Source organism: Promicromonospora alba (genome assembly GCF_042654905.1).
GTDB lineage: Bacteria > Actinomycetota > Actinomycetes > Actinomycetales > Cellulomonadaceae > Promicromonospora > Promicromonospora alba.
In genome coordinates this window covers 689879-716597 of the sequence record NZ_JBHSFI010000003.1, presented here as the reverse complement: position 1 = coordinate 716597, position 26719 = coordinate 689879, and the positions used below count along the sequence as shown (strand labels likewise).

General features: G+C 69.6%; 25 protein-coding genes. 12 read left to right on the top strand and 13 right to left on the bottom strand.

The genetic code is table 11. The features are described from left to right. Positions 1-106 precede the first annotated feature (106 nt). On the bottom strand, positions 107-355 hold the full coding sequence (locus ACFO6V_RS08390; RefSeq protein WP_377134162.1) for a sulfurtransferase TusA family protein: 249 nt from the start codon (positions 353-355) through the stop codon (positions 107-109). After that, complete coding sequence (locus tag ACFO6V_RS08385) at positions 355-1557, bottom strand: cysteine desulfurase family protein (RefSeq protein ID WP_377134160.1); 1203 nt, start codon at positions 1555-1557, stop codon at positions 355-357. The genes ACFO6V_RS08390 and ACFO6V_RS08385 overlap by 1 nt, the downstream gene beginning before the upstream one ends. A gap of 270 nt (positions 1558-1827) precedes the next feature. On the opposite strand from ACFO6V_RS08385, the gene ctaC reads away from it, so the two are divergent. The 5 genes from ctaC to ACFO6V_RS08360 all read left to right on the top strand — a co-directional run bounded on the left by ctaC (position 1828) and on the right by ACFO6V_RS08360 (position 5965). Next, a complete protein-coding gene (gene ctaC / locus ACFO6V_RS08380) occupies positions 1828-2739 on the top strand; it encodes an aa3-type cytochrome oxidase subunit II (protein WP_377134158.1) in 912 nt (303 codons plus the stop codon). Further along, on the top strand, positions 2739-4556 hold the full coding sequence (gene ctaD, locus ACFO6V_RS08375; protein WP_377134156.1) for an aa3-type cytochrome oxidase subunit I: 1818 nt from the start codon (positions 2739-2741) through the stop codon (positions 4554-4556). Before ctaC ends, ctaD begins: the two co-directional genes overlap by 1 nt. Next, a complete protein-coding gene (locus ACFO6V_RS08370) occupies positions 4553-4954 on the top strand; it encodes a cytochrome c oxidase subunit 4 (protein WP_377134154.1) in 402 nt (133 codons plus the stop codon). The genes ctaD and ACFO6V_RS08370 overlap by 4 nt, the downstream gene beginning before the upstream one ends. A 242-nt stretch (positions 4955-5196) precedes the next feature. Beyond that, the gene (locus tag ACFO6V_RS08365) at positions 5197-5691 is read left to right on the top strand and encodes a hypothetical protein (RefSeq protein WP_377134152.1); all 495 of its coding nucleotides are present in this window, start codon (positions 5197-5199) and stop codon (positions 5689-5691) included. Continuing rightward, positions 5633-5965: a hypothetical protein gene (locus tag ACFO6V_RS08360; protein ID WP_377134150.1), complete on the top strand. Its 333-nt coding sequence runs from the start codon at positions 5633-5635 to the stop codon at positions 5963-5965. The genes ACFO6V_RS08365 and ACFO6V_RS08360 overlap by 59 nt, the downstream gene beginning before the upstream one ends. A gap of 39 nt (positions 5966-6004) precedes the next feature. Here the strand turns inward: ACFO6V_RS08360 and trpD are convergent, their stop codons facing one another. Then, positions 6005-7060, bottom strand: a complete 1056-nt coding sequence (trpD, locus tag ACFO6V_RS08355; protein ID WP_377134148.1) for an anthranilate phosphoribosyltransferase — start codon at positions 7058-7060, stop codon at positions 6005-6007. After that, positions 7057-7542 carry a response regulator gene (locus ACFO6V_RS08350; RefSeq protein WP_377134146.1) on the bottom strand — a complete coding sequence of 162 codons (486 nt, stop codon included), beginning with the start codon at positions 7540-7542 and terminating at the stop codon, positions 7057-7059. Before ACFO6V_RS08350 ends, trpD begins: the two co-directional genes overlap by 4 nt. Positions 7543-7720: 178 nt before the next feature. On the opposite strand from ACFO6V_RS08350, the gene ctaE reads away from it, so the two are divergent. From ctaE to qcrB (ACFO6V_RS08320), 6 genes are all read left to right on the top strand, one after another. Then, positions 7721-8374 (top strand): aa3-type cytochrome oxidase subunit III, encoded by a 654-nt coding sequence (gene ctaE, locus ACFO6V_RS08345; protein WP_116676037.1) that lies wholly within the window; start codon positions 7721-7723, stop codon positions 8372-8374. Positions 8375-8479: 105 nt separating this feature from the next. Beyond that, positions 8480-9259 carry a cytochrome bc1 complex diheme cytochrome c subunit gene (gene qcrC, locus ACFO6V_RS08340; RefSeq protein WP_377134143.1) on the top strand — a complete coding sequence of 260 codons (780 nt, stop codon included), beginning with the start codon at positions 8480-8482 and terminating at the stop codon, positions 9257-9259. Beyond that, positions 9256-10326, top strand: coding sequence for a cytochrome bc1 complex Rieske iron-sulfur subunit (gene qcrA / locus ACFO6V_RS08335; protein WP_377134141.1), 1071 nt, complete (start codon positions 9256-9258; stop codon positions 10324-10326). The genes qcrC and qcrA overlap by 4 nt, the downstream gene beginning before the upstream one ends. Continuing rightward, positions 10323-12035: a cytochrome bc1 complex cytochrome b subunit gene (qcrB, locus tag ACFO6V_RS08330; protein WP_377134139.1), complete on the top strand. Its 1713-nt coding sequence runs from the start codon at positions 10323-10325 to the stop codon at positions 12033-12035. The genes qcrA and qcrB (ACFO6V_RS08330) overlap by 4 nt, the downstream gene beginning before the upstream one ends. Before the next feature lie 165 nt (positions 12036-12200). After that, a complete protein-coding gene (locus tag ACFO6V_RS08325; RefSeq protein ID WP_377134137.1) occupies positions 12201-12830 on the top strand; it encodes a superoxide dismutase in 630 nt (209 codons plus the stop codon). Between the two features lie 189 nt (positions 12831-13019). Next, on the top strand, positions 13020-14720 hold the full coding sequence (gene qcrB, locus ACFO6V_RS08320; RefSeq protein ID WP_377134134.1) for a cytochrome bc1 complex cytochrome b subunit: 1701 nt from the start codon (positions 13020-13022) through the stop codon (positions 14718-14720). Positions 14721-14771: 51 nt separating this feature from the next. Here the strand turns inward: qcrB (ACFO6V_RS08320) and ACFO6V_RS08315 are convergent, their stop codons facing one another. The 9 genes from ACFO6V_RS08315 to ACFO6V_RS08275 form a co-directional block, all read right to left on the bottom strand. Further along, positions 14772-15053, bottom strand: a complete 282-nt coding sequence (locus ACFO6V_RS08315) for an Lrp/AsnC family transcriptional regulator (protein WP_116676031.1) — start codon at positions 15051-15053, stop codon at positions 14772-14774. Next, complete coding sequence (locus ACFO6V_RS08310; protein ID WP_377134132.1) at positions 15047-16906, bottom strand: DEDD exonuclease domain-containing protein; 1860 nt, start codon at positions 16904-16906, stop codon at positions 15047-15049. The genes ACFO6V_RS08315 and ACFO6V_RS08310 overlap by 7 nt, the downstream gene beginning before the upstream one ends. 82 nt (positions 16907-16988) lie before the next feature. Next, on the bottom strand, positions 16989-17819 hold the full coding sequence (locus ACFO6V_RS08305) for a phosphoribosylaminoimidazolesuccinocarboxamide synthase (RefSeq protein ID WP_377134130.1): 831 nt from the start codon (positions 17817-17819) through the stop codon (positions 16989-16991). Positions 17820-17829: 10 nt separating this feature from the next. Beyond that, positions 17830-19464 (bottom strand): alpha-amylase family glycosyl hydrolase, encoded by a 1635-nt coding sequence (locus tag ACFO6V_RS08300; RefSeq protein WP_377134128.1) that lies wholly within the window; start codon positions 19462-19464, stop codon positions 17830-17832. A 91-nt stretch (positions 19465-19555) separates the two neighbouring features. Continuing rightward, a complete protein-coding gene (locus ACFO6V_RS08295) occupies positions 19556-21136 on the bottom strand; it encodes a glucoamylase family protein (RefSeq protein ID WP_377134126.1) in 1581 nt (526 codons plus the stop codon). A 41-nt stretch (positions 21137-21177) separates the two neighbouring features. Further along, on the bottom strand, positions 21178-22365 hold the full coding sequence (locus tag ACFO6V_RS08290; RefSeq protein ID WP_377134123.1) for a glycoside hydrolase family 1 protein: 1188 nt from the start codon (positions 22363-22365) through the stop codon (positions 21178-21180). A gap of 22 nt (positions 22366-22387) precedes the next feature. Then, positions 22388-23254: a carbohydrate ABC transporter permease gene (locus ACFO6V_RS08285; protein WP_377135192.1), complete on the bottom strand. Its 867-nt coding sequence runs from the start codon at positions 23252-23254 to the stop codon at positions 22388-22390. 26 nt (positions 23255-23280) lie between these two features. Then, entirely contained in the window at positions 23281-24216 is a 936-nt protein-coding gene (locus ACFO6V_RS08280) for a carbohydrate ABC transporter permease (protein WP_377134121.1), read from the bottom strand. A gap of 2 nt (positions 24217-24218) precedes the next feature. Continuing rightward, positions 24219-25496, bottom strand: coding sequence for an extracellular solute-binding protein (locus tag ACFO6V_RS08275; RefSeq protein WP_377134119.1), 1278 nt, complete (start codon positions 25494-25496; stop codon positions 24219-24221). Positions 25497-25702: 206 nt separating this feature from the next. Here ACFO6V_RS08275 and ACFO6V_RS08270 point away from each other — a divergent pair, with 206 nt between their 5' ends. Continuing rightward, a complete protein-coding gene (locus tag ACFO6V_RS08270) occupies positions 25703-26710 on the top strand; it encodes a LacI family DNA-binding transcriptional regulator (RefSeq protein WP_377134117.1) in 1008 nt (335 codons plus the stop codon). Positions 26711-26719: the final 9 nt, after the last annotated feature.

The window sequence follows — 26719 nt, the reverse complement described above, 5'->3', positions numbered from 1 at the left end:
GAGCCCTGCGTCGGTAACACGTCGCACGAGGACGGGCCGGTCACCTTCGCGGTGACCGGCCCTTTCTCGTTCCAGGACAGCTAGTTCCAGGACATCTCGTTCCGGGTCAGGCCAGACGGACCATGACGGACCAGCCGCTCCAGTCGCTGCCGTCGGAACCCGTCACGTGCTCGTGCGTCGCCACGTGCTCGTGCCCGCGCATGCGGCACCACGCGGGCACGTCCAGCTTCGCGGCGGGATCGGTCGACAGGACGGTCAGCTCGGTGCCCGCGGGCAGGCCCTTCGCGGCGGCCGCCAGCCGGATCACCGGTATCGGGCAGCGCAGTCCTCTCGCGTCCACCAGCGTGCCGGTCATCACAGGCCGCCCACGCCGAGCATCTCCCGCACCCGGGCCACCGCTCCGGGCAGCACCGCGCAGAAGCGGTCCACCTCGTCGGCGGTCGTGGTGCGGTCCAGGGCGATCCGCACGTTCCCGTGCGTAAGCACGCCCATCGCCGCCAGCACGTGGGAGGGCTCCAGCGTGCTCGACGTGCATGCCGAACCGGAGCCGACGGCGAACCCGTGCCGGTCCAGCTCCGTCACGAGCGCCTCCCCGTCCACGTAGAGGAACGAGAAGGTCGCGACGTGGGGGAGCCGGCCGTCCGGATCGCCCACCACCTCGACGTCGGGGATGCGGGACACCTCTGCCCGCAGCCGCTCGACGAGCTGCCGGCGCCTCGTCTCCTGCGCTGCCCGGTCCGCCTCGACCGCCTGCAGCGCCACCGCCGCGGCGAACGCGAGCGGCACGCTGACGCCGCCCGGCGCCCAGGGATCCTCGTCCTCCGGCCCGACCGGCGCGGTGCGGACCCGCTGCCGGACGGCGAGCACCCCGACGCCGGCCGGGCCGCCCCAGTCGGCGGGGTCGGCGGCCAGGAGGTCCCAGGCCGCGGGCACCGCCACGTGCCCGACGCTTGCGCCAGCGTCGACCAGGAGCGGGACGCCGGCCGTGCGGGCGGCGTCGTGCACCGCCTCGACCGGCTGCAGCGTGCCGACCTCACCGTTGGCGTGCTGCAGTGCGGCCAGCGCGACACCCGGTGCCTGGACGGCGGCGATCATCGCGTCGGCGTCCACCCGCCCCAGCCGGTCGACGGGGACTGGGTCGACCCGGGATGGCTGCGCGCCGCCTGCCGGGTGCCCGCCGCCTGCCGGATGTCCGCCGCCAGCCGCGTACGCGGCTGCCTGCAGCAGCGCCGACCGTTCGACGGCGCTTGCCACGATCGCGGTGCCCGCGCGCCGTCGTCCGGCGGCGGCGGACATGACGGCCGAGTGCAGCGAGGCCGTGTGGCTCGGCGTGAGGTGGACCTCCTGGGTCCGTGCGCCCAGCACCGCTGCGATCGCCTCGCGGGCGCCGTCGAGCAGACGGGCGGCGCGGCGCCCCTCGGCGTGCAGCCGACGCGGATCGGCCCACCCGTCGCCGAGCGCCTGCTCGAACGCCTGCCGGGCGAGCGGGTGCCACGGGGCACGACCGCCGTTGTCGAGATGCACCCGGTCGGGCGTATCGGGGGTGGCGTGGCTCACACGTCCTCCTGCTCCTGAGTCGTCCACCTGATCCTCGCACCCGCACGGACCGGCCCGCCGCCACCATTGTTCTGACACGACTTGCGCGCATGTCCTGAACAGCCCGGATGGGCGCCCCGGGTGCGGAGTGCGTCACGTCCCCCGGGCCCTCCTCCGGGCATCATCAGGCCCCGGAGCGCGCTAGGCTGCATCCCATCGAGGACGAAGGTTCTGCGTGGAGCTCGGGAGGAAACCGGTGCGACGCGCCGGACGAGACGTGAAAGGCCTCCCTTGCACTCGAAGGCACCTACCCGCACCCGTCGGGCCATCCTGCGTACGTCGGCTCTAGCCGTCGCTGTCGCAGTTGTGGCTACCGGCTGCGCAAGCGAATCCGTCCAGCGCGGATACCTGCCCGGCTACAGCGACGGGGAGGTGACTAACCAGACTGCGCGCATCACCGATCTTTGGGTGGGCTCGTGGATCGCTGCCCTGCTCGTGGGCATCGTGACGTGGGGCCTGATCCTTTGGTGCATCGCGGCGTACCGGAAGCGTAAGGAAGACCACCAGCTCCCGATACAGACGCGCTACCACCTGCCGCTCGAGCTCATGTACACGGCCGTGCCGCTGATCATGGTGCTCGTGCTGTTCTGGTACACCGACCGGGACGTGTCCGAGATCAACAGGGTCGACGGCACCGCGACCGAGCACATCCAGGTCATCGGCAAGCAGTGGAGCTGGGACTTCAACTATCTCGACGCCGATGTCTACGACTACGGCGAGCACGAGAGCGACCCCGGCAGCGTCACGGCGGAGGACGAGCTCGACGGTGCCGTCGGCACCTCGACGTCGTTCCCGACGCTCTACCTGCCGGTCAACGAGACGGTGGAGTTCACGCTCGACTCGCGCGACGTCATCCACTCGTTCTGGATCCCTGCGTTCCTGTACAAGCAGGACATGATCCCGCAGCGGACCAACACGTTCCAGGTCACGCCGACCCGTGAGGGCACCTACGCCGGCAAGTGCGCGGAGCTCTGCGGCGAGTTCCACTCCGGCATGCTCTTCAACGTGAAGGTCGTCTCGGCGGAGGAGTACGACGCTCACATGGCGGAGCTCGCGGCCAAGGGCCAGACCGGCGCACTGGGCATGGACCTCGCCCGTACGCAGGGTCCCGTCAACACCGAGGAACCGGAGGCTGAGCACTGATGGCCGCAGCAACCACGACCGAGCTGATCCCGGGCCTGGCGCCCGGACGTCAGACGCTCGGCCGGACCGTCATCAAGTGGATCACCTCCACTGACCACAAGACGATCGGGTACCTCTACCTGATCTCGTCGTTCCTGTTCTTCTGCATCGGCGGCCTGATGGCCCTGCTGATCCGCGCGGAGCTCTTCGAGCCGGGTATCCAGCTCGTGCAGAGCAAGGAGCAGTACAACCAGCTGTTCACGATGCACGGCACCGTGATGCTGCTGCTGTTCGCCACCCCGCTCTTCGCGGGCTTCGCGAACGTGATCATGCCGCTCCAGATCGGTGCGCCCGACGTCGCGTTCCCCCGCCTGAACATGTTCGCCTACTGGCTGTACCTGTTCGGCGGCCTCATCACGGTGGCCGGGTTTCTGACCCCGCAGGGTGCCGCGTCGTTCGGCTGGTTCGCCTACGCGCCGTTGTCGACCACGACCTACAGTCCAGGGCTAGGTGGTGACCTCTGGGTCTTCGGCCTCGCCTTGGCCGGTTTCGGCACGATCCTCGGTGCGGTCAACTTCATCACCACGATCATCACGATGCGCGCGCCGGGCATGACCATGTTCCGGATGCCGATCTTCACGTGGAACACGCTGATCACCAGCCTCCTCGTGCTGATGGCCTTCCCGCCCCTGGCGGCCGCCCTGTTCGCGCTCGGCGCGGACCGGCGCCTCGGCGCGCAGATCTTCAACCCGGAGAACGGCGGCGCCATCCTCTGGCAGCACCTGTTCTGGTTCTTCGGGCACCCCGAGGTGTACATCATCGCGCTGCCGTTCTTCGGCATCGTGTCCGAGATCCTGCCGGTGTTCAGCCGCAAGCCGATCTTCGGCTACAACGGCCTCGTGTACGCGACCATCGCCATCGCCGCGCTGTCGGTGACGGTGTGGGCGCACCACATGTACGTGACCGGCGCGGTCATGCTGCCGTTCTTCGCCTTCATGACGATGCTCATCGCAGTACCTACCGGTGTGAAGTTCTTCAACTGGATAGGCACGATGTGGCGAGGGAAGCTCACCTTCGAGACGCCGATGCTCTGGTCCATCGGCTTCCTCGTGACGTTCCTCTTCGGCGGCCTGACGGGCATCATCCTGTCGAGCCCCGCCCTGGACTTCCAGCTGTCCGACTCGTACTTCGTGGTGGCGCACTTCCACTACGTGGTGTTCGGCACCGTGGTGTTCGCGATGTTCGCCGGCTTCTACTTCTGGTGGCCGAAGATGACCGGCCGCATGCTGTCGGAGCGCCTGGGCAAGCTGCACTTCTGGCTGCTGTTCGTCGGCTTCCACACCACGTTCCTCATCCAGCACTGGCTGGGTGTCGAGGGCATGCCGCGCCGGTACGCGGACTACATGCCCCAGGAGGGCTTCACCTGGGAGAACCAGGTGTCCACGATCGGCGCGTTCATCCTCGCGGCGTCGACCCTGCCGTTCCTCTGGAACGTGTACGTCACCTGGCGCAAGGCGCCCAAGGTCACGGTCGACGACCCGTGGGGCTACGGCCGCTCCCTGGAGTGGGCCACGTCCTGCCCGCCGCCCCGGCACAACTTCGCCTCGCTCCCGCGCATCCGCTCGGAGTCGCCTGCGTTCGACCTGCACCACCCTGAGGTCGTCGCGATGGAGCACCCGGAGTACAACCGCGGCGTGCTCGACAACGTATACGGCGAGGCCGACCGGCGCGGCCAGGACACCCAGGCCCAGCGCCGCGCGGCCGGCGACGGCGGCGAGTCGGGTCAGAGCAGCACGACGATCATTGACGAGCAGCCGGACGAGGGGACCAGCAAGTGAAGATCGAGAGCAGGCTGTTCCTCTGGGGCACGCCCTTGTTCGTCGGAGCCGGGATCGTCTACGGCTTCATGACGGAATGGAGCGAGCCCGTCGGCTATCTCGGTATGCCGCTGGTCGGGGGCCTCGTGGCGATGATCGGCGCGTACCTGGCCCTGACGGCCCGTCGCATCGACGCTCGCCCCGAGGACGACCCGAACGGCAACATCGAGGACGGTGCCGGAGACCAGGGCGTCTACGCGCCCTGGAGCTGGTGGCCGCTGGCGATCGCCGGGTCCGCCGCGATCTGCTTCCTCGGCCTGGCCGTCGGCTGGTGGGTGCTCTACATCGGCTTCTGCCTGGCGATCATCGCGCTCGTGGGCTGGGTCTTCGAGTACTCGCGAGGTATCCACTCGCACTGAGCCCGTTCGAGCGGGTATCCCGCTTTGAGTGCGCAGCCCGGCGCCGGCACGCTCCTCCTTGTGAGGGAACGTGCCGGCGCCGGGCTCTTTCCTGTTGCGCCCGGCGTGCCGCCGCTCGGCCGTTTCACCCGCCGTTTCATCCGTTGACCAGCGGATTCGCCGTGCGGTTCGTGGTGAGATCGGACGTCCGCCGACCAGCCCCAGGCGCATGGTGTGCGCCGGCCGGACGGGGGGAGGCGACAGTGCGTGACGCGAACATGGCAGCTCTGACCACGGCGGGCGTGCTCGCTCTGGGGCTCACCGGCTGTGGGGCAGCCGCCGATGGTACCGGCGACACGGCTGACGCGTCGGCGTCGGCGTCGGCTTCGGCCCTTGTCGAGCTGGCCAAGGACTCGTTCGTCGAGGAGCTGTACGCGGCGACGAACCAGGCGGGGACGGCGGACATCGACCTGACCGACCCGGATTCCCCCGCGATGGCGATGCAGCTGGACATCGGGGGAGGGGTCTACGACGTCATCAAGATCGCCGATGAGATCTATCTGAATATGGGGGAGATGGCGGACGGCACGTACATCAGCGTGACCGCGGCAGGCCAGAGTGATCACCCCATGGCGGACTTCTTCGCTGGTATGGGTGGAACCATGCGCTCCAGTGCCGACAGCATGAATCCCGCAGCCCATGAAGGGTCTGGAAGGCGCTGTCACGTCCTTCGAGAAGACCGGCACCGAGAGTGTTGACGGCATCGAGACCGACGTCTACACGATGGTCGTCGATCCGACGGCGGCGGCCGTCCCCCCTGCCGGTGCGGACGCGATGGGTGAGATGACGGTCGTCCACAACGTGGACAAGGAGAGTCTGCCCCGGAAGGTGGTCAGCACGATCGGCGACGAGGGCGAAGAGATGGTGACTACCTCCATCTTCTCCGCGTGGGGCGAGGCGCCTGGCGTCGTCGGACCGACCGGAGACCAGATCATCCGCATCGAAGACCTGCCGGAAGGCACGTTCGACTGACTGCCGGCCGACGTAGGGCCCTGCACGGGCCCTACGCCCTTACTTCGCGGCCTCCGCCCAGCGGCGCAAGGTCTCCTGCGCCGCTCCGGAGTCCACAGCCTGGGCCGCGAGGTCGATCCCGGCGGCGAGCCGCTCGACGAGCGTCCCGGAGTCGGCTCCGGTGCCCGGCAGGGTGCCGTCGGCGACGAGGCCGGACGCCGCATTGAGCAGTACGGTCTCGCGAACCGGTCCGTCTTCTCCGGCGAAGACGGCGCGGGCGACCGCGGCGTTGTAGGCGGCGTCCTGACCGCGCAGGTCCTCGACCTTGATGCGGGTGAGCCCCAGGTCGGCGGCGGGGTCGAGCCGGTGCTCCGTGACCGCGCCGTCGGCAACCTCCCACACGGTGGAGCCGGCGGTGGCCGCGAGCTCGTCCAGGCCTTCGTCACCGCGGAACACCAGAGCGGACTTGCCGCGCTCCGCGAACACGCCGGCCATCAGCGGGGCCATCCGTGCGTCGGCGCAGCCGACGGCGGCCGCACGCGGCTGGGCCGGGTTGGTGAGCGGGCCCAGGAAGTTGAAGGCCGTCGGCACGCCGAGCTCCCTGCGGGTGACTCCCGCGTGGCGCATCGAGGGGTGGAACACCATCGCGAAGCAGAAGGTGATGCCCGCCTCGCGCGCGATCTGCGCCACCCGCTCGGGGGTGTGGTCCAGCCGGATGCCGAGCTCCTCGAGCACGTCCGCGCTGCCCGACGACGACGAGGCCGCCCGGTTGCCGTGCTTCACGACGCGCAGGCCCGCGCCCGCGATCACCACCGACGCCATCGTGGAGATGTTCACGGTGTGCGCGCGGTCGCCGCCCGTTCCGACGATGTCCACCGAAGGGCCGGGCACGTCGATCCGGGTCGCGTGCCGGACCATGGACTCGGTCAGGCCGGCCAGCTCCTCGACGGTCTCGCCCTTGGCGCGCAGCGCCACGAGGAAGCCACCGAGCTGGACGGGGGAGACCTCGCCGCTCATCACCTGGTCCATCGCCCACGCGGCTTCGGCCTGGCTCAGGTCGGTGCCGGTGATGAGCCCGGACAGCAGGCCGGACCAGGTGGGTGCCTCGAGGTTCACGCGGTACCCGCCCCGGGGGCGGCAAGGAGCTTCGCCACTGCCTCCTGGACCTTGATGGCGTCGAGCGGGCGGGACACCACGCCGTCGGCCAGGGACCACGAAGCCAGCCAGGTGTCCGCGGGCCGGCCCGTGAGGACGAGCACCGGAGGGCACTCGTAGATCTCGTTCTTGAGCTGGCGGCACAGCCCCATGCCGCCGGTCTGGTCGGCCTCACCGTCGAGGACGAGCAGGTCCCACGTCTCGTTGTCAGCTTTGTCCACCACCGCGGCGGGGGTGGCGATCTCCAGCCACTCGATGTCGGGCGCTCCGGCGTGCAGGCGCGGTCCGACGGCGAGCCGGACCTGCTCACGCACGGTGCGGTCGTCGCTGTACAGGAGGACTCGCGGGCTGGACGTCGCCCCACCGGACGCTCCGCCGGACTCAATACCGGACTCAGTACCGCTCGTACCTGCGCTGGTCACATCCGTCGTCATGCCGGTCATGCGTCGATCGTGGCACAGTCCCCGCTCTCGCGGCAGATTTGTCCGTGCTCTTTTCATGGCACTCTGTTCAATCGCGTCAGCAAGAGACGCCGCAGGTAGGGCGTTGGAAGGACTTTGTGAGATTCGACGCGAGCGTCGCTGGTGCTTCGGCGTTCGAGACGGTCGAACGTCGGCCATAATGGCTGTCGTGTCGACCGCAACGGCTGCAGCCACCCCCACACACCAGCACGTGACAGTCAATCGTCCGAACCCGGTCTCGGTCGGAACGATCGTCTGGCTCGCGAGCGAGCTCATGTTCTTCGCAGCGCTCTTCGCGATGTACTTCACGGTCCGGCAGACCATGCCGGCCGAGGAGTGGGCGCTGCAGGCGGACAAGCTGAACATCACCTTCTCGACGATCAACACGATCGTCCTGGTGCTGTCCTCCTTCACCTGCCAGTGGGCGGTCTTCAAGGCTGAGCAGTTCAAGCCCTCGCGCTCCGGCAAGCTGTACCAGTTCTGGACGTGGGGCATGCACGAGTGGCTCACGATGACCTACGTGATGGGCGCCTTCTTCATCGGCGGTCAGATCTTCGAGTACACCGAGCTGGTGCACCAGGGCCTGACGATCTCGTCCAGCGCCTACGGGTCGGTCTTCTACATGACCACCGGCTTCCACGGCCTGCACGTGACCGGCGGCCTGATCGCCTTCCTCTTCGTGCTCGGCCGCTCCTTCGCCGCCAAGCGCTTCGGTCACCACGAGGCCACCACCACGATTGTCACGTCCTACTACTGGCACTTCGTCGACGTGGTGTGGATCGCGCTGTTCGCGGTGATCTACCTGCTGCAGTGACCTCGTAGTGCCTGCGCCCCTGGCGCGAGTGCGACGTGGCCACGTGCGGTGGCATAGGTTCAAGACAGAGAAGCTCAACACTCAAAGCGAGACGAGGACATTTTCGTGAAGGCACTCGCCGCCCGCAGGCACCACCGGTTGGCTCCGGTCGTGCTCCTGCTGCTGGCGCTGCTGACCACGGGTGGCATCTATGCCGCCCTGGCTCCGAGCACGGCTAACGCCGAGACCGTCAGCACCGCGGACATCGAGACCGGTAAGAAGCTGTTCCAGGCCAACTGTGCGACGTGCCACGGTGCGAGCGCGGAGGGCAGGGACGGCGTGCCGTCCCTGGTGGGCGTCGGCGCCGCCGCCGTCGACTTCCAGGTGTCGACCGGCCGTATGCCGATGGCGATGAACGGCCCCCAGGCGGAGGCCAAGCCGCCGCAGTTCGACGAGGAGCAGACCGCGGCCCTTGCCGCCTACGTCGCCTCGATGGGTGCCGGCCCCGCCATCCCCACCGACGAGCAGGTCGACGCCGCAGAGGGTGACCCCTCCAACGGCATGGCCCTGTTCCGCACCAACTGCGCCATGTGCCACAACGCCGTGGGCGCCGGCGGCGCACTCTCGGAGGGCAAGTTCGCCCCCTCGCTGTGGGAGACGTCGGAGCGGAACATCTATCAGGCCATGCTCACCGGCCCGCAGTCGATGCCGGTGTTCAACGACGCGAACATCACGCCGGACGAGAAGCGCGACATCGTCTCGTTCCTCGTCGAGCAGCGAGAGGGTTCGGCGGGCGGTAACGCGCTCGGCGCCCTCGGGCCGGTGTCCGAAGGCCTGTGGGCCTTCGCGATCGGCCTCGGCCTGCTCATCGGCGCCGCTGTGTGGATCGGAGCCAAGTCCTCGTGAGCCAGAACCAGAACCCCCCAGCCGACACGTCCAAGGACGTGACGGTCGCCCCTGAGGCGGGCACCGCGGTCGGGCCCGCCGACCGGTTCGCCGACCCGGGCATCCCGGAGCACAAGCACCGCCTCACCGACACCGACCCGCGCGCCGCGAAGCGTGCGGAGCGGACGGTCACCCTCCTGTTCGTGCTGTCGATCCTCGGCACCATCGGCTCGATAGTCGCCTACGTGATGGTCCCGCCGGACGGCACGACGTCGGGCGTCCGGCTGTCGACGCTGCTGATCGGCCTCGGCCTCGCGGTGTCGCTGCTCGGCATCGGCGTCGCGGGCATCCACTGGGCCAAGGCGCTCATGGGCGACCGCGAGATGGTCCAGGAGCGGCACCCGCTCGCGTCGTCGGACGAGGTCCGCGCGGACGCGGTCAAGGACCTCACCGACGGCCTCGAGGACTCGGGCGTCGTCGGACGCCGCGGCGTGCTCAAGGGCGCGTTCTTCGGGGCCCTGGCGCTCTTCCCGCTGGCTATCGCCGTGCCGCTGATCGGCTCCGTGGGTGGCGACTGGAACATCTCGAAGTTCAAGCACACGATGTGGAAGCAGGGCACGCGCCTCGCGATCGACCCGTCGGGTCGTCCCATCAAGGCCTCCGACGTCACCGTGGGCTCCGTGTTCCACGTCGTCCCGGAGACCACCGAGGAGTTCCGCGAGACGCACGAGTGGATCACGGAGAAGTCCAAGGCCGTCGTCCTGATGGTGCGCCTCAACCCGGAAGACCTCCGGACCGACCAGTCGCCCGAGGGCGCGACCTGGTCCCACGAGGGCATCGTCGCCTACTCGAAGATCTGCACGCACGTGGGCTGCCCGGTGGCGCTCTACGAGCAGCAGACCCACCACCTCCTGTGCCCGTGCCACCAGTCGACGTTCGACATCGCGGACAGCGCCAAGGTCGTCTTCGGCCCGGCCAACCGCCGGCTGCCGCAGCTGCCCATCACCGTCGACGACGAGGGCTACCTCATCGCGCAGGACGACTTCGCCGAGCCCATCGGCCCGAGCTTCTGGGAGCGTCTGAAGTGAGCACCGCGACCCACGACACCAAGCGCGAGGCACCGGCCAAGCCGACGACGACAGTCGGCAAGGCGGCCGACTACCTCGACCAGCGCACCACGATCGGCGTGATGGTCAAGGAGTTCGCGCGCAAGGTCTTCCCGGACCACTGGTCCTTCATGCTGGGCGAGATCGCCCTGTTCTCTTTCGTCGTCCTGATCGCCTCGGGCTTCTTCCTGACGATGTTCTTCGAGCCGTCGATGGCGCTCGAGACCTACGAGGGCGAGCACCCGGCCAACATGCACGGGCAGCTCATGTCCGTCGCGTTCGCCTCGACGCTCGACATGTCGTTCGAGGTGCGCGGCGGTCTGCTCATGCGGCAGATCCACCACTGGTCGGCCCTGATCTTCATGGCCTCGATCGTGGTGCACATGATGCGCGTGTTCTTCACCGGCGCGTTCCGCAAGCCGCGCGAGATCAACTGGATCGTCGGCATCGTCCTGATGATCCTGGGCCTGGCGGCCGGCTTCACCGGCTACTCGCTGCCCGACGACGTGCTGAGCGGCAACGGCCTGCGCATCACCGACGGCGTGATCAAGTCGATCCCGCTGATCGGCTCGCCCCTGTCGTACTTCGTCTTCGGCGGCGAGTTCCCGGGCCACCACATCGTGCCCCGCCTGTTCACGCTCCACATCTTCGTGGTCCCCGGCATCCTGCTGGCGCTCATCGCGCTGCACCTGTTCCTGATGGTGCTGCAGAAGCACACCCAGTACCCGGGTGGCGGCCGCACGGACAAGAACGTGGTGGGCTACCCGGCGGCGCCGGTGTATGTCGCCAAGATGACCGGCAACTTCTTCATCGTCGCCGGCGTGCTGGTGCTCATGGGCGCCACGATGTCGATCAACAACGTCTGGAACTACGGACCGTTCGACCCGTCGCCGGTATCCGCCGGCGCACAGCCGGACTGGTACATGCTGTTCCTTGAGGGTTCGCTGCGACTGATGCCCGGCCAGGGCACGGAGTGGGTCATCTTCGGATACACGCTCCCGCTCAACGTCCTGGTTCCCGCGGTGGTCATCCCGGGCATCCTGTTCACGTTCCTGATCGTCTACCCGTTCCTCGAGGCGCGGGCGACCGGTGACGACAAGGAGCACCACGTGCTCGACCGCCCGCGCAACAAGCCGGTGCGGACGGCGCTCGGTGTCGCGTTCCTCGCGGCGTTCATCATCCTGGCCCTGGCCGGGTCGAACGACCTCATCGCCACGCACTTCGGGCTGTCGATCAACGCGATCACGTGGGTCTTCCGCTTCCTGCTCTTCCTCGGCCCGGTGTTCGCGTACTACATCACCAAGCGCATCTGCCTGGGGCTGCAGCGCAAGGACCGCGAGCTCGTGCTGCACGGTCACGAGTCGGGCCGCATCGTCCGCTTCGCGAACGGTGAGTACATCGAGGTCCACACTCCGCTCGACGAGCAGGAGCGCTGGCTGCGGGTCAACTACGAGGCGCCGGCTCCGCTGGAGATCGCCCCGAAGACCGACGCGCGCGGTGTGAAGCGCAAGGGCTACGGCGCCGACAAGCGCTGGCAGGGTCTGTCCCGGTTCTTCTACGAGGACCGTGTCGCACCTGTCAGCCCGGCGGAGGTCGCGGCCGCGCACTCGCACGGCGAGCACGACGAGCTGACCGGATCCGAGCGCCAGGCCGTCGAGGCCGGCGCAGGAACCACCTCGCGGGAGCACTGAGCGACCTGCGACACCAAGCGATGGCCTGTGTCTCCCGGTCCGCGAATGCGGCCGGGGACACGGGCCATTGCCGTCCCGGCGGGCACCACACAGGCGCACGACCAGGACGGCGTCTTCCCCTGCGCACCGTCCGGTGCGCGGACCGATCCTGGAGGTACCTCAGCAATGGCTGTTTACACGCTCCCTGACCTCACCTACGACTACGCCGCGCTCGAGCCGCACATCTCGGGCAAGATCATGGAGCTGCACCACTCCAAGCACCACGCGACGTACGTCAAGGGCGCCAACACTGCCCTGGAGCAGCTCGAGGAGGCCCGCGAGACGGGCAACCTGGGAGGCGTCAACAAGATCGAGAAGGACCTGGCGTTCAACCTCGGTGGTCACATCAACCACTCGATCTTCTGGACGAACATGGCGCCCGAGGCCGGCGGCGAGCCCACCGGTGACATCGCGAGCGCGATCGACGAGCACTTCGGCTCGTTCGAGAAGTTCAAGGCGCACTTCACCGCTGTCGCCGCCGGTGTGCAGGGTTCCGGCTGGGCAGTGCTGGCCTGGGACTCCATCGGCCAGAAGCTGGTCGTCGTCCAGCTGTTCGACCAGCAGGGCAACATCCCCTTCGCGCTCACCCCGGTCCTCATGCTGGACTGCTGGGAGCACGCCTACTACATCGACTACCTGAACGTGCGCCCGGACTACATCAAGGCCTGGTGGAACCTGGTGTCCTGGAGCAACGTCTCCGAGCGCCTGGCCCGGGCCAAGACGCAGACCGCCGGTCTCATCGTCGCGTCGGCCTGACGGTCTGACCGTCTGATCGCCTGACCAGATCCGGCGCGCCTCGGGGAGACTCCCGCGGGTGCGCCGGATCTGTCATGTCACGGATCGCCCGGCTATTTCGTCGTCAAGGTGGCAAGCTGCGCCCGGATCGGTGTCTACTGGTGAGGCAGGGACCGATAGGCGCGTACCTCCTACCCCAGGGGTGATGACGTGGCAAAGCCGCAACGTCCGACCACCGCGATCGGCAAGACCGCCGACTATCTGGACCAGCGCACGACCATCGGTGTGCTGGTGAAAGAGCTCGCGCGCAAGGTCTTCCCGGACCACTGGTCCTTCATGCTGGGCGAGATCGCCTTGTTCTCGTTCGTCGTGCTGATCGCCTCGGGCTTCTTCCTCACGATGTTCTTCGAGCCGTCGATGGCCCTGGTGCGCTACGAGGGTGAACATCCGGCGAACTTGCACGGTCAGCTCATGTCCGCGGCGTTCGCCTCGACCGTGGAGATGTCGTTCGAGGTGCGCGGCGGTCTGCTCATGCGGCAGATCCACCACTGGTCGGCTCTGATCTTCGTGGGCTCGATCGTGCTGCACATGTTCCGTATCTTCTTCACCGGCGCGTTCCGCAAGCCGCGTGAGATCAACTGGCTGATCGGTCTCACCATGCTGATCCTGGCGCTGGCGGCCGGCTTCACCGGCTACTCGCTGCCCGACGACGTCCTGTCCGGCAACGGCCTGCGCATCATCGACGGCGTCGTGAAGTCGATCCCGGTGATCGGCTCCTTCATGTCGTTCCTGGTCTTCGGCGGCGAGTTCCCCGGGCACCACATCATCCCGCGCCTGTTCACGCTCCATATCTTCGTGATCCCGGGTCTGCTGATCGCACTGATCGGCCTGCACCTGTTCCTCATGGTGCTGCAGAAGCACACCCAGTACCCCGGTGCCGGTCGCACGGACAAGAACGTGGTGGGCTACCCGGCGGCGCCCGTCTATGTCGCCAAGATGACCGGCAACTTCTTCATCATCGCCGGCGTGCTGACCCTGATGGGCGCCACGATGGCGATCAACAACGTGTGGAACTACGGCCCCTACGACCCGTCGCCCGTCTCCGCGGGTACGCAGCCGGACTGGTACATCCTGTTCGTCGACGGCGCGCTGCGGCTCATGCCGGGCCCGGGCTGGGAGTGGGTGATCGGCGGCTACACGCTGAGCATGAACCTGCTGATCCCGGCTCTGATCGTGCCAGGCATCCTGTTCACGCTGCTGGGCGCATGGCCGTTCATCGAGGCCCGCGTCACCGGGGACCACCGTGAGCACCACGTGCTGGACCGGCCGCGCAACCGGCCGGTGCGCACGGGGGTCGGTGTCGCGCTGTTCGTCGCGTTCATGGTCTGTTCCCTGGCCGCCACGAACGACCTCATCGCCACGCACTTCTCGCTCGATATCTTCGCGATCACGTGGGCACTGCGCGTGCTGCTGTTCGTGGGTCCGGTGTTCGCGTTCTGGGTGACCAAACGCGTGTGCCTGGGGCTGCAGCGCAAGGACCGCGAGCTGGTGCTGCACGGGCACGAGTCCGGCCGCATCGTGCGGTTCGCCAACGGGGAGTACGTCGAGGTGCACACCCCGCTCGAGGAGGACGAGCGCTGGCTGCGCGTCAACTACCAGTCGCCCGCGCCGCTGGAGATCGCGCCGCTCACGGATGCGCGCGGCGTGCGGCGCAAGGGCTACAAGTCCGACCGCCGTTGGCAGAGACTGTCCCAGTTCTTCTACGAGGACCGCGTGTCACCTGTCACGCCCGCCGAGCTTGCGGCCGCGCACTCGCACGGCAAGCACGACGAGATCGAGAAGCACGACGAGATGGAGGCGGTGACGCCTACCGGTGCAGGCACCGCTGTCGGGCAGCGGGACGGCGGCTAGGCAGACCAGACTCTGCTTGTCTGACGACTGAGCCTGCGGTTCCGCTCCGGCTCAGTCGTCGAGCCCCAGGGCGAACGCCTGCTCCAGGTCAGCCTTCGAGAAGGCGCGGAAGGCGATGAGGGTCTCGGTGTTCTGCACGCCGGGCACCTTGTTCACGGCGTCGGACACGACTCCGGCGAGCTGCTCGTGCTCGGGTACGCGCACGATGGCCACCAGGTCGGTCTTGCCGGTCACGGAGAAGACTTCGCTCACTCCGTCGATGTTCGCGACCTCCTGCGCGACCTCGGGGATGCGGGACGTCTCGGCGTCGATGAGGACGATCGCGGTCAGCATGCCGTCATCGTATCCACGTGCAGCGGGTTCCCGGGTTCAGGAGCGCCGCCGGCCGTGCTGATCTCGGTGCGGGTCTCCGTGCTCACCTCCGTGCCGGGCGTGCTGCCGAGCTCCGTGCTGATCTCGGTGCGCACCCGGTCCGACGCCCACGTCAGCTCGGCGTGCGCACCGGCCGCCCGCACCGGACAGGCCCAGGTGTCGCTGAGATGCACGAGACGCACGCCGGGGGAGTCGAGCCAGGCGATCAGGAGGTCGGTCTCCTCCGGGTGCGCCGCGGGCGCCGGAGGGACAGGGGGCTCGACGTGCTCTGCGGTGGTGCGCAGCGCCGAGACCAGGGGAAGCGGGTTGGCCCCGGGGCCCGAGACGTCGGTGGCCGCGAGCCTGCCGTGCTTGATCACCACGATCTCCCAGCCGCCTGGCCGGCCCGGTGCGTCGCCGATGCCGGAGGGGCGGGCAGCGACCAGCTCTGCGCACGTCGCGAGGGGCGCCAGCTTCTGCGCCCGGTGCGCGCCGGAGACGAACGCGCGCAGCCGCCGGGTGACCTCGCCCGCCTCCTCGTACCGTTCCTGGTGGGCGAGCGTGGCGATCCGGTCCGAGAGCGCGCGCACCACCGGTGACGGATCGCCGGTGAGGGCGCGGCGGGCGGCGTCGGCCACCTGCTCGTAGGACGTGTCGGGACCCTCCGTCGCGACGCACGGCGCGGAGCAGCGGCCCATACCGGCCAGGGCGCACGGGCTGCCGGGCTTGCGGGAGACCAGTGGGATACGCGCGGTGCACTGCCGCAGGTTCAGGGCGTCGTGCAGGGCGTGCACGGCTTCCTGTGCGGTGCGCCGGGACGCGAACGGGCCGATGTGTACGGCGCCGGCCACCACGCCGCCCACCACGGAGAGCCGCGGATAGGCCTCGTCAGTGAGCCGTACCCAGGAGTGCCGCTCCGGGAACTTCGACCGCCGGTTGTAGCGAGGCGCATGCTCGGTGATCAGCCGCAGCTCGCGGACCTGTGCCTCCAGCGGCGTCGCGCACGCCACCGGGGTGACCCGCTCGGCGATGCGCACCATCTCGGTGATCCGCTTCCGCTTCTCGGCGGCGGTGAAGTACGAGCGCACCCGCTTGCGGATGTTGACGGACGTGCCGACGTACAGCACCTCGTCGCCCGGTCCACGGAACAGGTAGACGCCGGGCGCTGCGGGCAGGTCGTCGGCGAGGTGTCGCTTGCGGCGCACCTCGGGCGGTACGGGGTCCGCGGCCGTGGCCAGGTCCTCCAGGTGCGTGATGCCCATGGGCGCGAGGCGGTCGAAGAGCGCGTGCAGGACGTCGACGGTCGCCCGCGCGTCGGCCAGCGCGCGGTGATCGGGCGAGACGCTGGCGTGGAAGAGGTTGGCGAGCGTGGACAGCTTGTGGTTGGGCGCCTCGTCCCGGGTGACCAGGCGCCGGGCCAGCGGCACCGTGTCGACGACGGTGAACCCGGGCCACTCGTAGTCGAGCCGTGCGCACACGGCCTTGAGGAAGCCGACGTCGAACGGCGCGTTGTGCGCCACGAGCACCGTGTCGCGCGCCCACTCCAGGAAGCTCGGCAGCACCAGCGCGATGTCCGGTGCGGTGGCGACCATGGCGTTCGTGATCCCCGTCAGCCGCGCGACGAACGCGGGGACCGGCTGGCCGGGGTTCACCAGCGACTGGAACTCGCCGAGCACCTCGCCGCCGCGGACCTTCACGGCGCCGATCTCGGTGATGCCGCCCTCTTTGGCGTTCGTGCCGGTGGTCTCGAGGTCCACCACCACGAAGGTGACGTCCCGCAGCGGCGTGCCGAGCTCCTCGAAGGTTGCCTGGTATGCCGACGCGCTGATGCTCACGGGGCAGAGGCTAGCCGGAGACACTGACACGCTTGTTCGAGCATCGCCGTCATGCTGGAAGGCTTCCCGGTCCGGCGGCGGTTCAGACCCAGGTCTCGCCGGTCAGCTGCTCGTAGATCTCGATGTAGCGGGCGCGGGTCTCCGCGACGACGTCGGCGGGGATCTCCGGGCCGGGGTAGGTGCGGTCCCAGTCCGTGAGCGTCGAGGACCAGTCGCGCACGAACTGCTTGTCGTAGGACCACTGCCCGCGGCCGGGCTCGTACTCGCTCGCCTTCCAGAAGCGCGAGGAGTCCGGCGTGAGCACCTCGTCGGCGAGCGTCAGGACGCCGTCGGCGTCGGTGCCGAACTCGAACTTGGTGTCCGCGATCAGCACGCCGCGCTCGCGCGCGATCTCGGCGCCGCGCTCGTAGATCGTCAGCGACAGGTCCCGCAGGCGGTTCGTCGTCTCCTCGCCCAGGTCCTTGGCGATCTCCTCGATGGAGATGTACTCGTCGTGGCCCTCGTCGGCCTTGGTCGACGGCGTGAAGACGGGCTGCGGCAGCCGGTCCGCCTCGACCAGCCCTGGCGGGAACGCGACGCCGGACACGCTGCCCGACTCGCGGTAGCTCTCCAGCCCGCCGCCCGCGAGGTAGCCGCGCACGATGCACTCGACGGGGACGATCTCCAGGCGCTTGCAGCGGACCGCGCGGCCCTTCCACTCCTCCGGGACGTCCTCGTTGATCACGTGGTTGGGCACGAGGTCGGCGAACTGCCGGAACCACCACAGCGAGATCTGCGTGAGGATCGCGCCCTTGTCGGGTACGGGCGTCGGCAGGACGACGTCGTACACCGACACGCGGTCGGAAGCCACCAGGATTACGTCGTCGCCGTCCGCGTAGACCTCGCGAACCTTGCCCTTACGGATCAGTTCCACGCGGCCAAGGTTAACCCGCGAGCCGGGACCGTTCAGGCGCGTCCAGGTCGAGCACGGCGTACCCGTGCCCGTCCAGGTGCACGACGTCGTATCCGTCGTCGCCCGCCCTGACCCGGAACCCCCGGGCGACGAGGGGCCGGGCAGCCGCCGCGCCGTCGAGCGGCAGGCTCACCGCGGCGCGGCCCGGGTTGAGCACCACCGCGAGCGTGCCGCCCCGGAGGAAGGCCAGGGGGTACGCGGTGGTGAGCACCTCGACGGTCGCGGCGGCGTCGAGGCGGTCGTCGTCGTGCCGCAGGGCGATCAGGTCCCGGACCAGGTGCAGCAGGGAGTCGGCGTCGTCCACCTGGCCGGCGACGGTGGGGCGGGCTGGGTCCGGGTCCTGCGGCAGGTACGTCGAGGTCGCGGGGCTGCCCGGCCCGAACGTGTCCGCCGGCAGGTCGCCCCACTGCATGGGGGTGCGCGATCCCGCGCGGTCGTACGTGGGGCTCAGGCGCGAGCCCTCCAGGGTCGGTGTGCCCGGCACGTACCGCATGCCGATCTCGTCGCCGTAGTAGACGGACGGCAGGGCGGGCCACGTCATCGTCAGCACGTGGGCCACGCGGGCCTGCTCGGCGTCGCGCGCGCCCGCCACCAGCCGCGTGAAGTCGTGGTTCGACGTCGGCAGGCCGACCACCCCGCCGCGGCCGGTCGCCGCGATGGCGTCGGCCGCGGCCCGCCAGGCGTCGACGAACGTGCGGGCGTCGCCCGTGCCGTCGCCGCCGGCCCAGGCCGGCACCTCGCCCCAGGCCGGGTTCACCGTGCCGGCGCCGTTGTTCCACAGCGAGCGGAACGGCAGCCCGTCGTCGTCACCTCCGAACTGGAGGAAGAAGTCGACGTGGAAGCCCGCCGGGACGGCGACCCGCGGGTTGCCCCACTCGCTGATCAGCACGCGGCCGGGGTAGGCGTCGTCGAGCCAGGCACGCGTCTCCTGCCACAGGCGGCCCGTCTCGACGTGGCCCGGATCGTCCTTGACCAGGGACGACGCCATGTCGACGCGGAATCCGGCGACCCCGAGGCCGAACCAGTGCGCCATGATCTGCCGCAGCGCGGCGCGGTTGGCCAGCGGGCCCGGGGCGTCGACGGGCTGGCGCCACGGCTCGGCGGGGTCGGGACGCGCGTAGCCGTAGTTCAGCGCGGGCTGGACGGGGAAGAAGTTCGGCCGGTAGTACCCGCCGCGTGCGCCCAGCCCGGGCTGGAAGCCCTCCACCGGCACGTCGCTCCAGACGAAGCGGTGGTCGTCCGGGTCGTCGGCGGACGCACGGAACCACGGGTGCTGGTCGGAGGTGTGGCCCGCCACGAGGTCGAGCAGCACGGAGATGCCGCGGCGGCCCGCCTCCTCGGTCAGCCGGGCCATGTCCTCGTTCGTGCCGTAGCGCGGGGCGACCTGGAAGAAGTCCGCGACGTCGTACCCGGCGTCGGCGAACGGGGACACGAAGCAGGGGCTGAGCCAGAGCGCGTCCACCCCGAGCCACGCGAGGTAGTCCAGGCGCCCGGTGATGCCGGCGAGATCGCCGATCCCGTCACCGTCCGCGTCCGCGAAGGACTGCGGATAGATCTGGTACAGCACGGTGCGCCCCAGACGCGAGGCGAGGTCGACGGAGGTCACGGGCAGGCTCCTGGGTAGGTGGTGCGGACGACGTGTCAGACGCTCAGGCCACCATGGTGACCTGAGCGTCTGACATAGCGGGGGTGGCGCGCTACGGGCGGCCCACGTTGAACTTCTCCATGGCCATCAGCGGGCGGACCTTCCGCTCCAGCTCGCCGGGCGCGACGTAGCGGCGCATCGCGTCGTCGGCCAGCTCGTTGCCGAGCGCGGCCATGATCATGCCCTGGTCCAGGGCCAGGTACCGCTGGGAGACCTGGCCGCTGCGGACCGCCACGGCGTCGTAGAAGCCGCCCGGGCCGTAGGCGTCGAAGTCCCGCGCGATGCCCCGCAGGTTGGCCATCGCCTCCCGGGGCGCGTACCGCAGCGCGAGGAACGACGCGTGCGGTGTCACGACGCCGTCGCCGTATTCCGTAGGCGCGGGGGAACCCTCGCGGCACCCCTCGTACGGCTGGTCGACTCCCGTGCGCTCCTGGTCGGAGGTGTAGCCCGGACCGTCGAGGCCCAGCTGGTCGACGCCGTACTCCCGGTACCCGCCGGCGGGGTCGTTCGACGGAGAGAAGCCCCAGTACCCGTAGTCCGCCTCCCGCAGGCCGTGCTCGATCTGTCCCCGCACGTACAGCGGGTGGTTACGGCCCCACGACCGCGGCCCCCACGTCTCCTCGGGGACGAACAGCGGCACCATGAGCGCCTCGAACATGCTGCCGCCCCAGGTCGGGACCACCCGCATGCCGCGGTAGGGGAGGGCGCCCTCGAAGACCGGGACCCCCAGGTACTCGGCCCACTCGCCGACCGGCCGCGTCTCGGTCCAGTCCCAGTCGCAGCTGTCGGGGAACGTGCGGTACGTGCCGAAGTAGTGCTTCGCCGGGATCTGCCCCTCGGCGATCCCGAGGTACGAGGCGATGCGGGGCTCGGTGTTGAACGCGCCGTAGTGGTGGCCCGTGTACCAGACGTCGGCCCCCATGCCGCAGTAGTCACCGGGGACAGGCGCGGTCTCCTGCGGGTCGGCGTCCCAGAACCCGCCGCGGATCTGGTTCTGCGCCGGGTCGTAGTAGCAGCCGAAGTCCATGCGCTCGCGGACGGCGTCCGCCTCCTCGGCCAGCGACGGCTCCGCACGGCTCGCCAGCAGCAGGCCGGTCGCGAGCCAGCCGTTGTCGACGCTCGACAGGAACGGCTTGACCGGGTCGCCGCTCGTCGGGAAGGTCGTGAGCTTGGCGCCTGTCGCCGGGTCGTACCAGTTGTAGAACATGCCGCTGGGCTCGTGCTTCTCCAGCCCCGCGACGGTCTCCACGGTGGTCGCCATCCGCTCGCGCGCCGCGCGGCGGCTGATGAACCCGAGGTCCCGGGCCACCACCGTGCTCCACAGGTACGCGCCGATGTTCGTCGGCGAGGTGTACCCGCCGCGGCTGCCGGGATCCAGGTCGCCGTCGATGTTGTCGTCGGGCAGCCCCGTCTCGTCGACCACCAGCGCGTCGAACGAGCGCCAGGTGTCCGCCGCCCAGGTGCGCAGCTGACGGCGGTCGTCGCCGGAGGTCCGCGCCACCCCGGCGTCGGCGACGCTCGTGGCCGTGCTGCCGCTAGTGCTCCCGCTCGCCGGGACCGCGGTGAACGTCAGCGCGGCGACGGCGGCCGCCGCGACCACCGCCCGGTGCCTTCTGATGATCTGGCTTCTCATGATGTGTCTCCTCTACGTCGTCGTAGTCGTGACAGGTCGTCTCAGGCGGGCAGCTTGCCCGTGCGCGCGACCTCGCCGAGCCACGCGAGGCTCGGCTTGGGCGTGCGCTCGAAGGTGGTGCGGTCGACGGCGACCAGCCCGAACGTCGGGGCGAAGCCGCTCATCCACTCGTAGTTGTCGAGCAGGGACCAGTGGAGGTAGCCCTCGACGTGGCAGCCGCCGGCCATGGCGCGGGCCATGGCCTCCAGGGCGCCACGGGTGTAGTCGATACGGCGGGCGTCGTCGGCGGTGGCCATGCCGTTCTCGGTGACGATCATCGGCACGCCGCCCGTGATGCGGTGCGTGTACTCCAGCGCCTCGCCCAGTGCCTGCGGGTAGTACTCCCAGCCGGTCAGCGTCTTCTCGACGTCGTCGCCGAACGGCACCGGCTCGCCGTCGGCCCCGATGATGGTGCGCAGGTAGCTCTGCACGCCCACGAAGTCGTCGCCGCGTGCCACCTCCAGGAAGAAGTCCTCACGGGGGTAGGCGTAGGCGTCCCGGGCGGCCTCGGCGCCGGGCGCTGCCTGGAACACCTGGTTGGCGATGGTCCAGCCGGCCCGCACGTGCCCCAGGCCGTGCAGGATCTCGACGGCGCGCCGGTGCGCGGTGGCCTGGATCTCGGAGGCGGCCTGGTCGGGGGCGGCCAGGCCCGCGGCGTCGAGGTTCGTACGGCGGCTCGCGCCGAGCATCATCGAGGTGATGTTGGGCTCGTTGATCGTGACCACGTGGCCGACGTCGCCCAGGATCTGCGTGGCCGCCTCGACATAGCGGCTGAACGCGTCGACGGCGTCCGGCGCGAACCACCCGCCGCGCTCGGCGAACCAGCGCGGCAGCGTGAAGTGCAGCAGCGTCACCACCGGCGTCACGCCCGCCTCCAGGCAGGCGTCGATCATGCGTCGGTAGTGCGCGAGCTGCGCCCGCGAGATCTCGCCCTCCGCGGGCTCGACGCGCGCCCACTCGATCGAGAACCGGTACGCGTTCAGGCCGGCGTCGGCGAGCAGCCGGACGTCCTCGGGGTAGCGGTGGTAGCTGTCGACGGCGTCGCCGGAGCTCTCCGCGCACAGCGTCCCCGCGACGTGCTCCTTCGCCCACCAGTCGCTGTTGACGTTGCCGCCCTCGATCTGGTGCGCGGCGGTCGACGCGCCCCACAGGAAGCCGGGTGCGGTGGGCAGCGTGATCTCTTCGGTCACGGAGTACTCCTTGCTGGTACGACTACTTGAGGCCGGTGGTGGAGATGCCCTGCACGATGTGCCGCTGCAGGACGAGGAAGACGATGAGGATGGGCAGCACGATGACGGTCGCTCCCGCGACCAGCAGGCCGTACTGCACGGTGTTCTGGCCGGTCGAGTAGAGGGCCAGCGCGACGGGCAGCGTGTACCGGTCGGCCGACTGGACGGCGACCAAGGGCCACAGGAAGTTGTTCCAGGACCCGAGGAACGTGAGGATGCCGAGCGTCGCCAGCGCTGGCCGGGCCTGCGGCAGCACGATGCGGAAGAACGTGCGGAACTCGCCCGCGCCGTCGACGCGTGCGGCGTCGAGCAGCTCGTCCGGCACGTCGAGCATGAACTGCCGCATCAGGAAGACGCCGAACGGTGCCGCGAGGAACGGCAGGATCAGCGCCGCGTACGTGTTGATCAGGTCCAGGTTGGCCACGAGCACGAACAGCGGCACGAACGTGACCATGCCCGGCACCATCAGCGTGCCCATCACCAGCGCGAACAGGGTCTGCTTGCCGGGGAAGTCGAGCTTGGCCAGGGCGTAGCCCACCATCGCGCTGAACAGGACCGACCCGACCGTCACGACCAGCGCGACGACCACCGAGTTGAGGAAGTACCGCGGGAAGTTCAGCGAGGAGAACAGCTCGGTGTAGTTGGACCAGGTGACCTGGTCGGGGATCAGGGTGGGCGGGAACTGCCGGATCTCGCCCTCCGGCTTGAGTGACGACACGACCATCCAGACCAGCGGCCCGATCGAGGCGGCCAGCCCGATCAGGAGCGCGACGTTGAGGACTACCGCGCGCGGGGTCGGACGGCGGCGTCGAGTCACGGCGTCGTGTGCCGTCACTCCTCGGTCCGTCATTTCTGGGGCCGTCACTTCTGCGGCCATCACTTCTCCGTCCTGAGCAGGCGGAACTGCAGGTACGACAGGACGACGATGGCCACGAACAGCACGTAGCTCATCGCGGCCGACAGGCCGTAGTTGCCGAACCCGAACTGGTTGAAGACCTCGTAGGCCACCGAGTTGGTGGCGCCCAGCGGCCCGCCCTGCGTCATGACGAACGGCTCCTCGAAGAACTGCAGGTAGCCGATGCCGGTGATGACCGCGCAGAACAGCAGCGTGGGCCGCAGCAGCGGGACCGTGATGGACCGGAACTGGCGCACTGCGCCGGCGCCGTCGATGGCGGACGCCTCGTACACGTCACGCGGGATGCCCTGCAGCCCGGCCAGCAGGATCACCATCGAGTACCCGACGTTGCGCCAGGTAGCCATCACGATGAGGGACGGCATGGCCCAGACCTCGTCGGTGAGCCAGCGTGGCCCGTCGATCCCTATGACGCCGAGCGCCGAGTTCACCAGCCCGAAGTCGGGCTGCAGCAGGAACCGCCACACGACCGCCACCGCGACGATCGAGGTCACCACGGGGGCGTAGAAGCCGACGCGGAACACCGACCGGAACCACACCAGGCCCGAGTTGAGCAGGACCGCCAGCAGCAGCGCGATCCCGAGGGTCAGCGGCATGGCCACGCCCACGAAGTAGAGCGTGTTGCCGGCGGCCTGCTGGAACTTCGGGTCCGTGAGGGCCTCGACGAAGTTGTCGAACCCCACGAAGTTCACTGCCCACGGCGTCCGGAGGTCGGCGCCCTGCATGTCGGTGAACGCCATGTACAGGGACGACGCGACCGGGACCAGCATGAAGACCGCGAACAGCACGGTGAACGGCAGCGCGAAGCCCCAGGCCGCGAGGCCCGTGCGGCGGCGGCGTGCGGAGGCACGCCGCACCGGCACGGTCGCGGGAGGGACGGTCGCTGTGGAGGCGGCCACGGTCAGTCCAGACCCGTCCCGATCGAGGTAGCGGCGTCCTGCATCTGCTTCGCCGCGTCCTCCGGGCTGATGTCACCGGCGATGACCTGCTCGATGATCAGGTCCAGCTCGTGCTCGATCTCGGCCCAGGTCGGGATCGCGGGGGTCGAGCGAGCCGTCTCCAGCACGTCCTGGTAGACGGCGACCGCCTCGTCGTCGGCCAGTGCCGGGTCGTCCCAGGAGGCCTGCACGGCGGGCAGGTCGTTCGAGATCTCGAACCAGTCGACCTGGGTGGCCGGGTCGGTAGCGAACTGGACGAACTTCCAGGCGGCATCGGGGTTGGCGGCGTCGGCCAGGACACCGAGGTTGGAGCCGCCGATGAACGAGCCGGTCGCCTCGTCCGCGGGCAGGGGCACCACGCCGAACGAGTCGGCGAAGTCGTCGCCCGCCGTCGTCAGCAGGTTGGCGCGCTCCCAGGGGCCGGAGACGAACGAGCCGAGGTTGCCGTCGATGAAGTTCTGCACCTTCTCCTCCTCGACGAGCACCGGCGGGGCGAGCCCGTCGCGCATGAAGGAGGAGTAGTACTCCAGGGCCTTGACCTGGGCGTCGTTGTCGAGCGTGAACTCGCCAGCGTCGTCCAGGATCTCGCCGCCCGCCTGCCAGTAGAACGGCAGGTACATCAGGGCGGTGGAGTTGCCGCGCGTCTGGAGCGCGATGCCGTGCTCGGCGCCGGCGTCCTGCAGCCCGGCGGCGAAGTCCGTGAGGTCCGCCCAGGTCTTGGGTGCCTCCAGGCCCTCCTGCTCGGCGAGGTCCTTGCGGTAGTACAGGACGCGCGACTCGACGTACCAGGGCACGCCGTAGGACGTCCCGTCGACGACCGTGGTGTCCCACGCGCCCGGGAAGAAGGCCGCGGAGTCGATGTCCTCGGGCGTGGGCGCGAGGCCGCCGAGCTCCACGAAGCCGCTCACGAGGGTGGTGCCGACCTGCATGACGTCGGGCACCTCGCCGGTGGCGATGGCCGTGTTGATCTTCTCGGTGGACGACTCCCACGGTACGGGCGTGACGTTCACCGTGACGTCGGGGTTGTCGGCCTCGAACTGCTCGGCGAGCTCGGGCAACAGCTCGCCCTCCGTGCCCATCGCCCAGACCTCGACGGTGCCGGTGGCGGGACCGTCCGCGATGCCGCTGGGGCCCTCTGTCGTGGTGCCGGCCTCGTCGCTGCGGCCGCACCCGGTGAGGGCGAGGGCCAGCGTGAGGGTCGACGCCGTCGCCGCTGCGACGAGGCGAGGTGTCCTGTTCACGATCACTCCTTTGTTGATCCGCTGTTCCGAAATTTCGAAGTACCATCTCGGAAAGACCTGCGGAGGTTAGACGCGACTCGACGGCCTGTCAATGGCGGAAGTCCGGGAGTGTGCGCTCAACACGGCTGAAGTGCGGGTGTGCTGCATGACATCCGCTACGATCCTGATTTCGGAAACTCGATCTCGCCCAGGCCGACGGAGGACCCATGGCACACGACCAGTCCCGCATCCCGCTCGCGGTCGTCGCGGCCGAGGCGGGCGTCTCGGTTCCGACGGTCTCGAAGGTCCTCAACACCCGGCCCGACGTCGCGGGCGCCACCCGCGCGCGGGTCACGGAGGTGCTGGAGCGCCACGGGTACGTCGTCCGCCCGCCGTCGGCGAAACCCACGGGCATGATCGACGTGCGGATCGTCGACTTCGAGGGCACGTGGTCCGAGGCGGTGGTCCGCGGCGCCGTCGCGGGCGCCCGGCGGTTCGGCCTCGACGTCGTCCTGGCGGTCGAGCCGGACCCCGACGACTGCAGCGCCTGGGTGCGGCACGCGCTGGAGCGCGGCACCGACGGCCTGGTCAGCATCGTCGCGGTGCCCGACGCCGAGGCGCGGCGTGCGCTGGAGGACACGGGTACGCCGCTCGTCGTCGTCGACCCGCGGCAGCGGCCGCCCGAGGGGATGCTGAGCGTGGGGGCGACGAACTTTCAAGGCGGGCTCGAGGCGACCGCGCACCTGCTGGGGCTCGGCCACCGGCGCATCGCCACGATCACCGGCGCGCTCGAGCAGGACAACGCCATCGCGCGGCTCGCCGGCTACCGCGCCGCGATGATCCGGGCCGGCGCCCCCACGGACGACGAGCTCGTGTACGTCGGCGCCTACGGCGTGACGTCGGGGTACGAGGGCGCCCAGCGGCTCATGGCCCTGGACGAGCCGCCCACCGCGATCTTCGCCAGCAGCGACGACACGGCCCTCGGCGCGCTACGCGCCCTGCGCGAGGCCGGGCTCTCGGTGCCGCGCGACGTCTCGCTCGTCGGCTTCGACGACATGCCGATCGCGCCGTGGATCGACCCGGCGCTCACCACGGTGCGCCAGCCGCTCGCGGAGATGGGCGCGACCGCGGTCGACCTGGTGCACCGGGCCCGCACGGCCAGCGGCCACACACTCCGCACCGAGCTGGCCACCACCCTGGTGGAACGCTCGTCGACGGCTCCACCACCCCGCTGAACCGCTCAC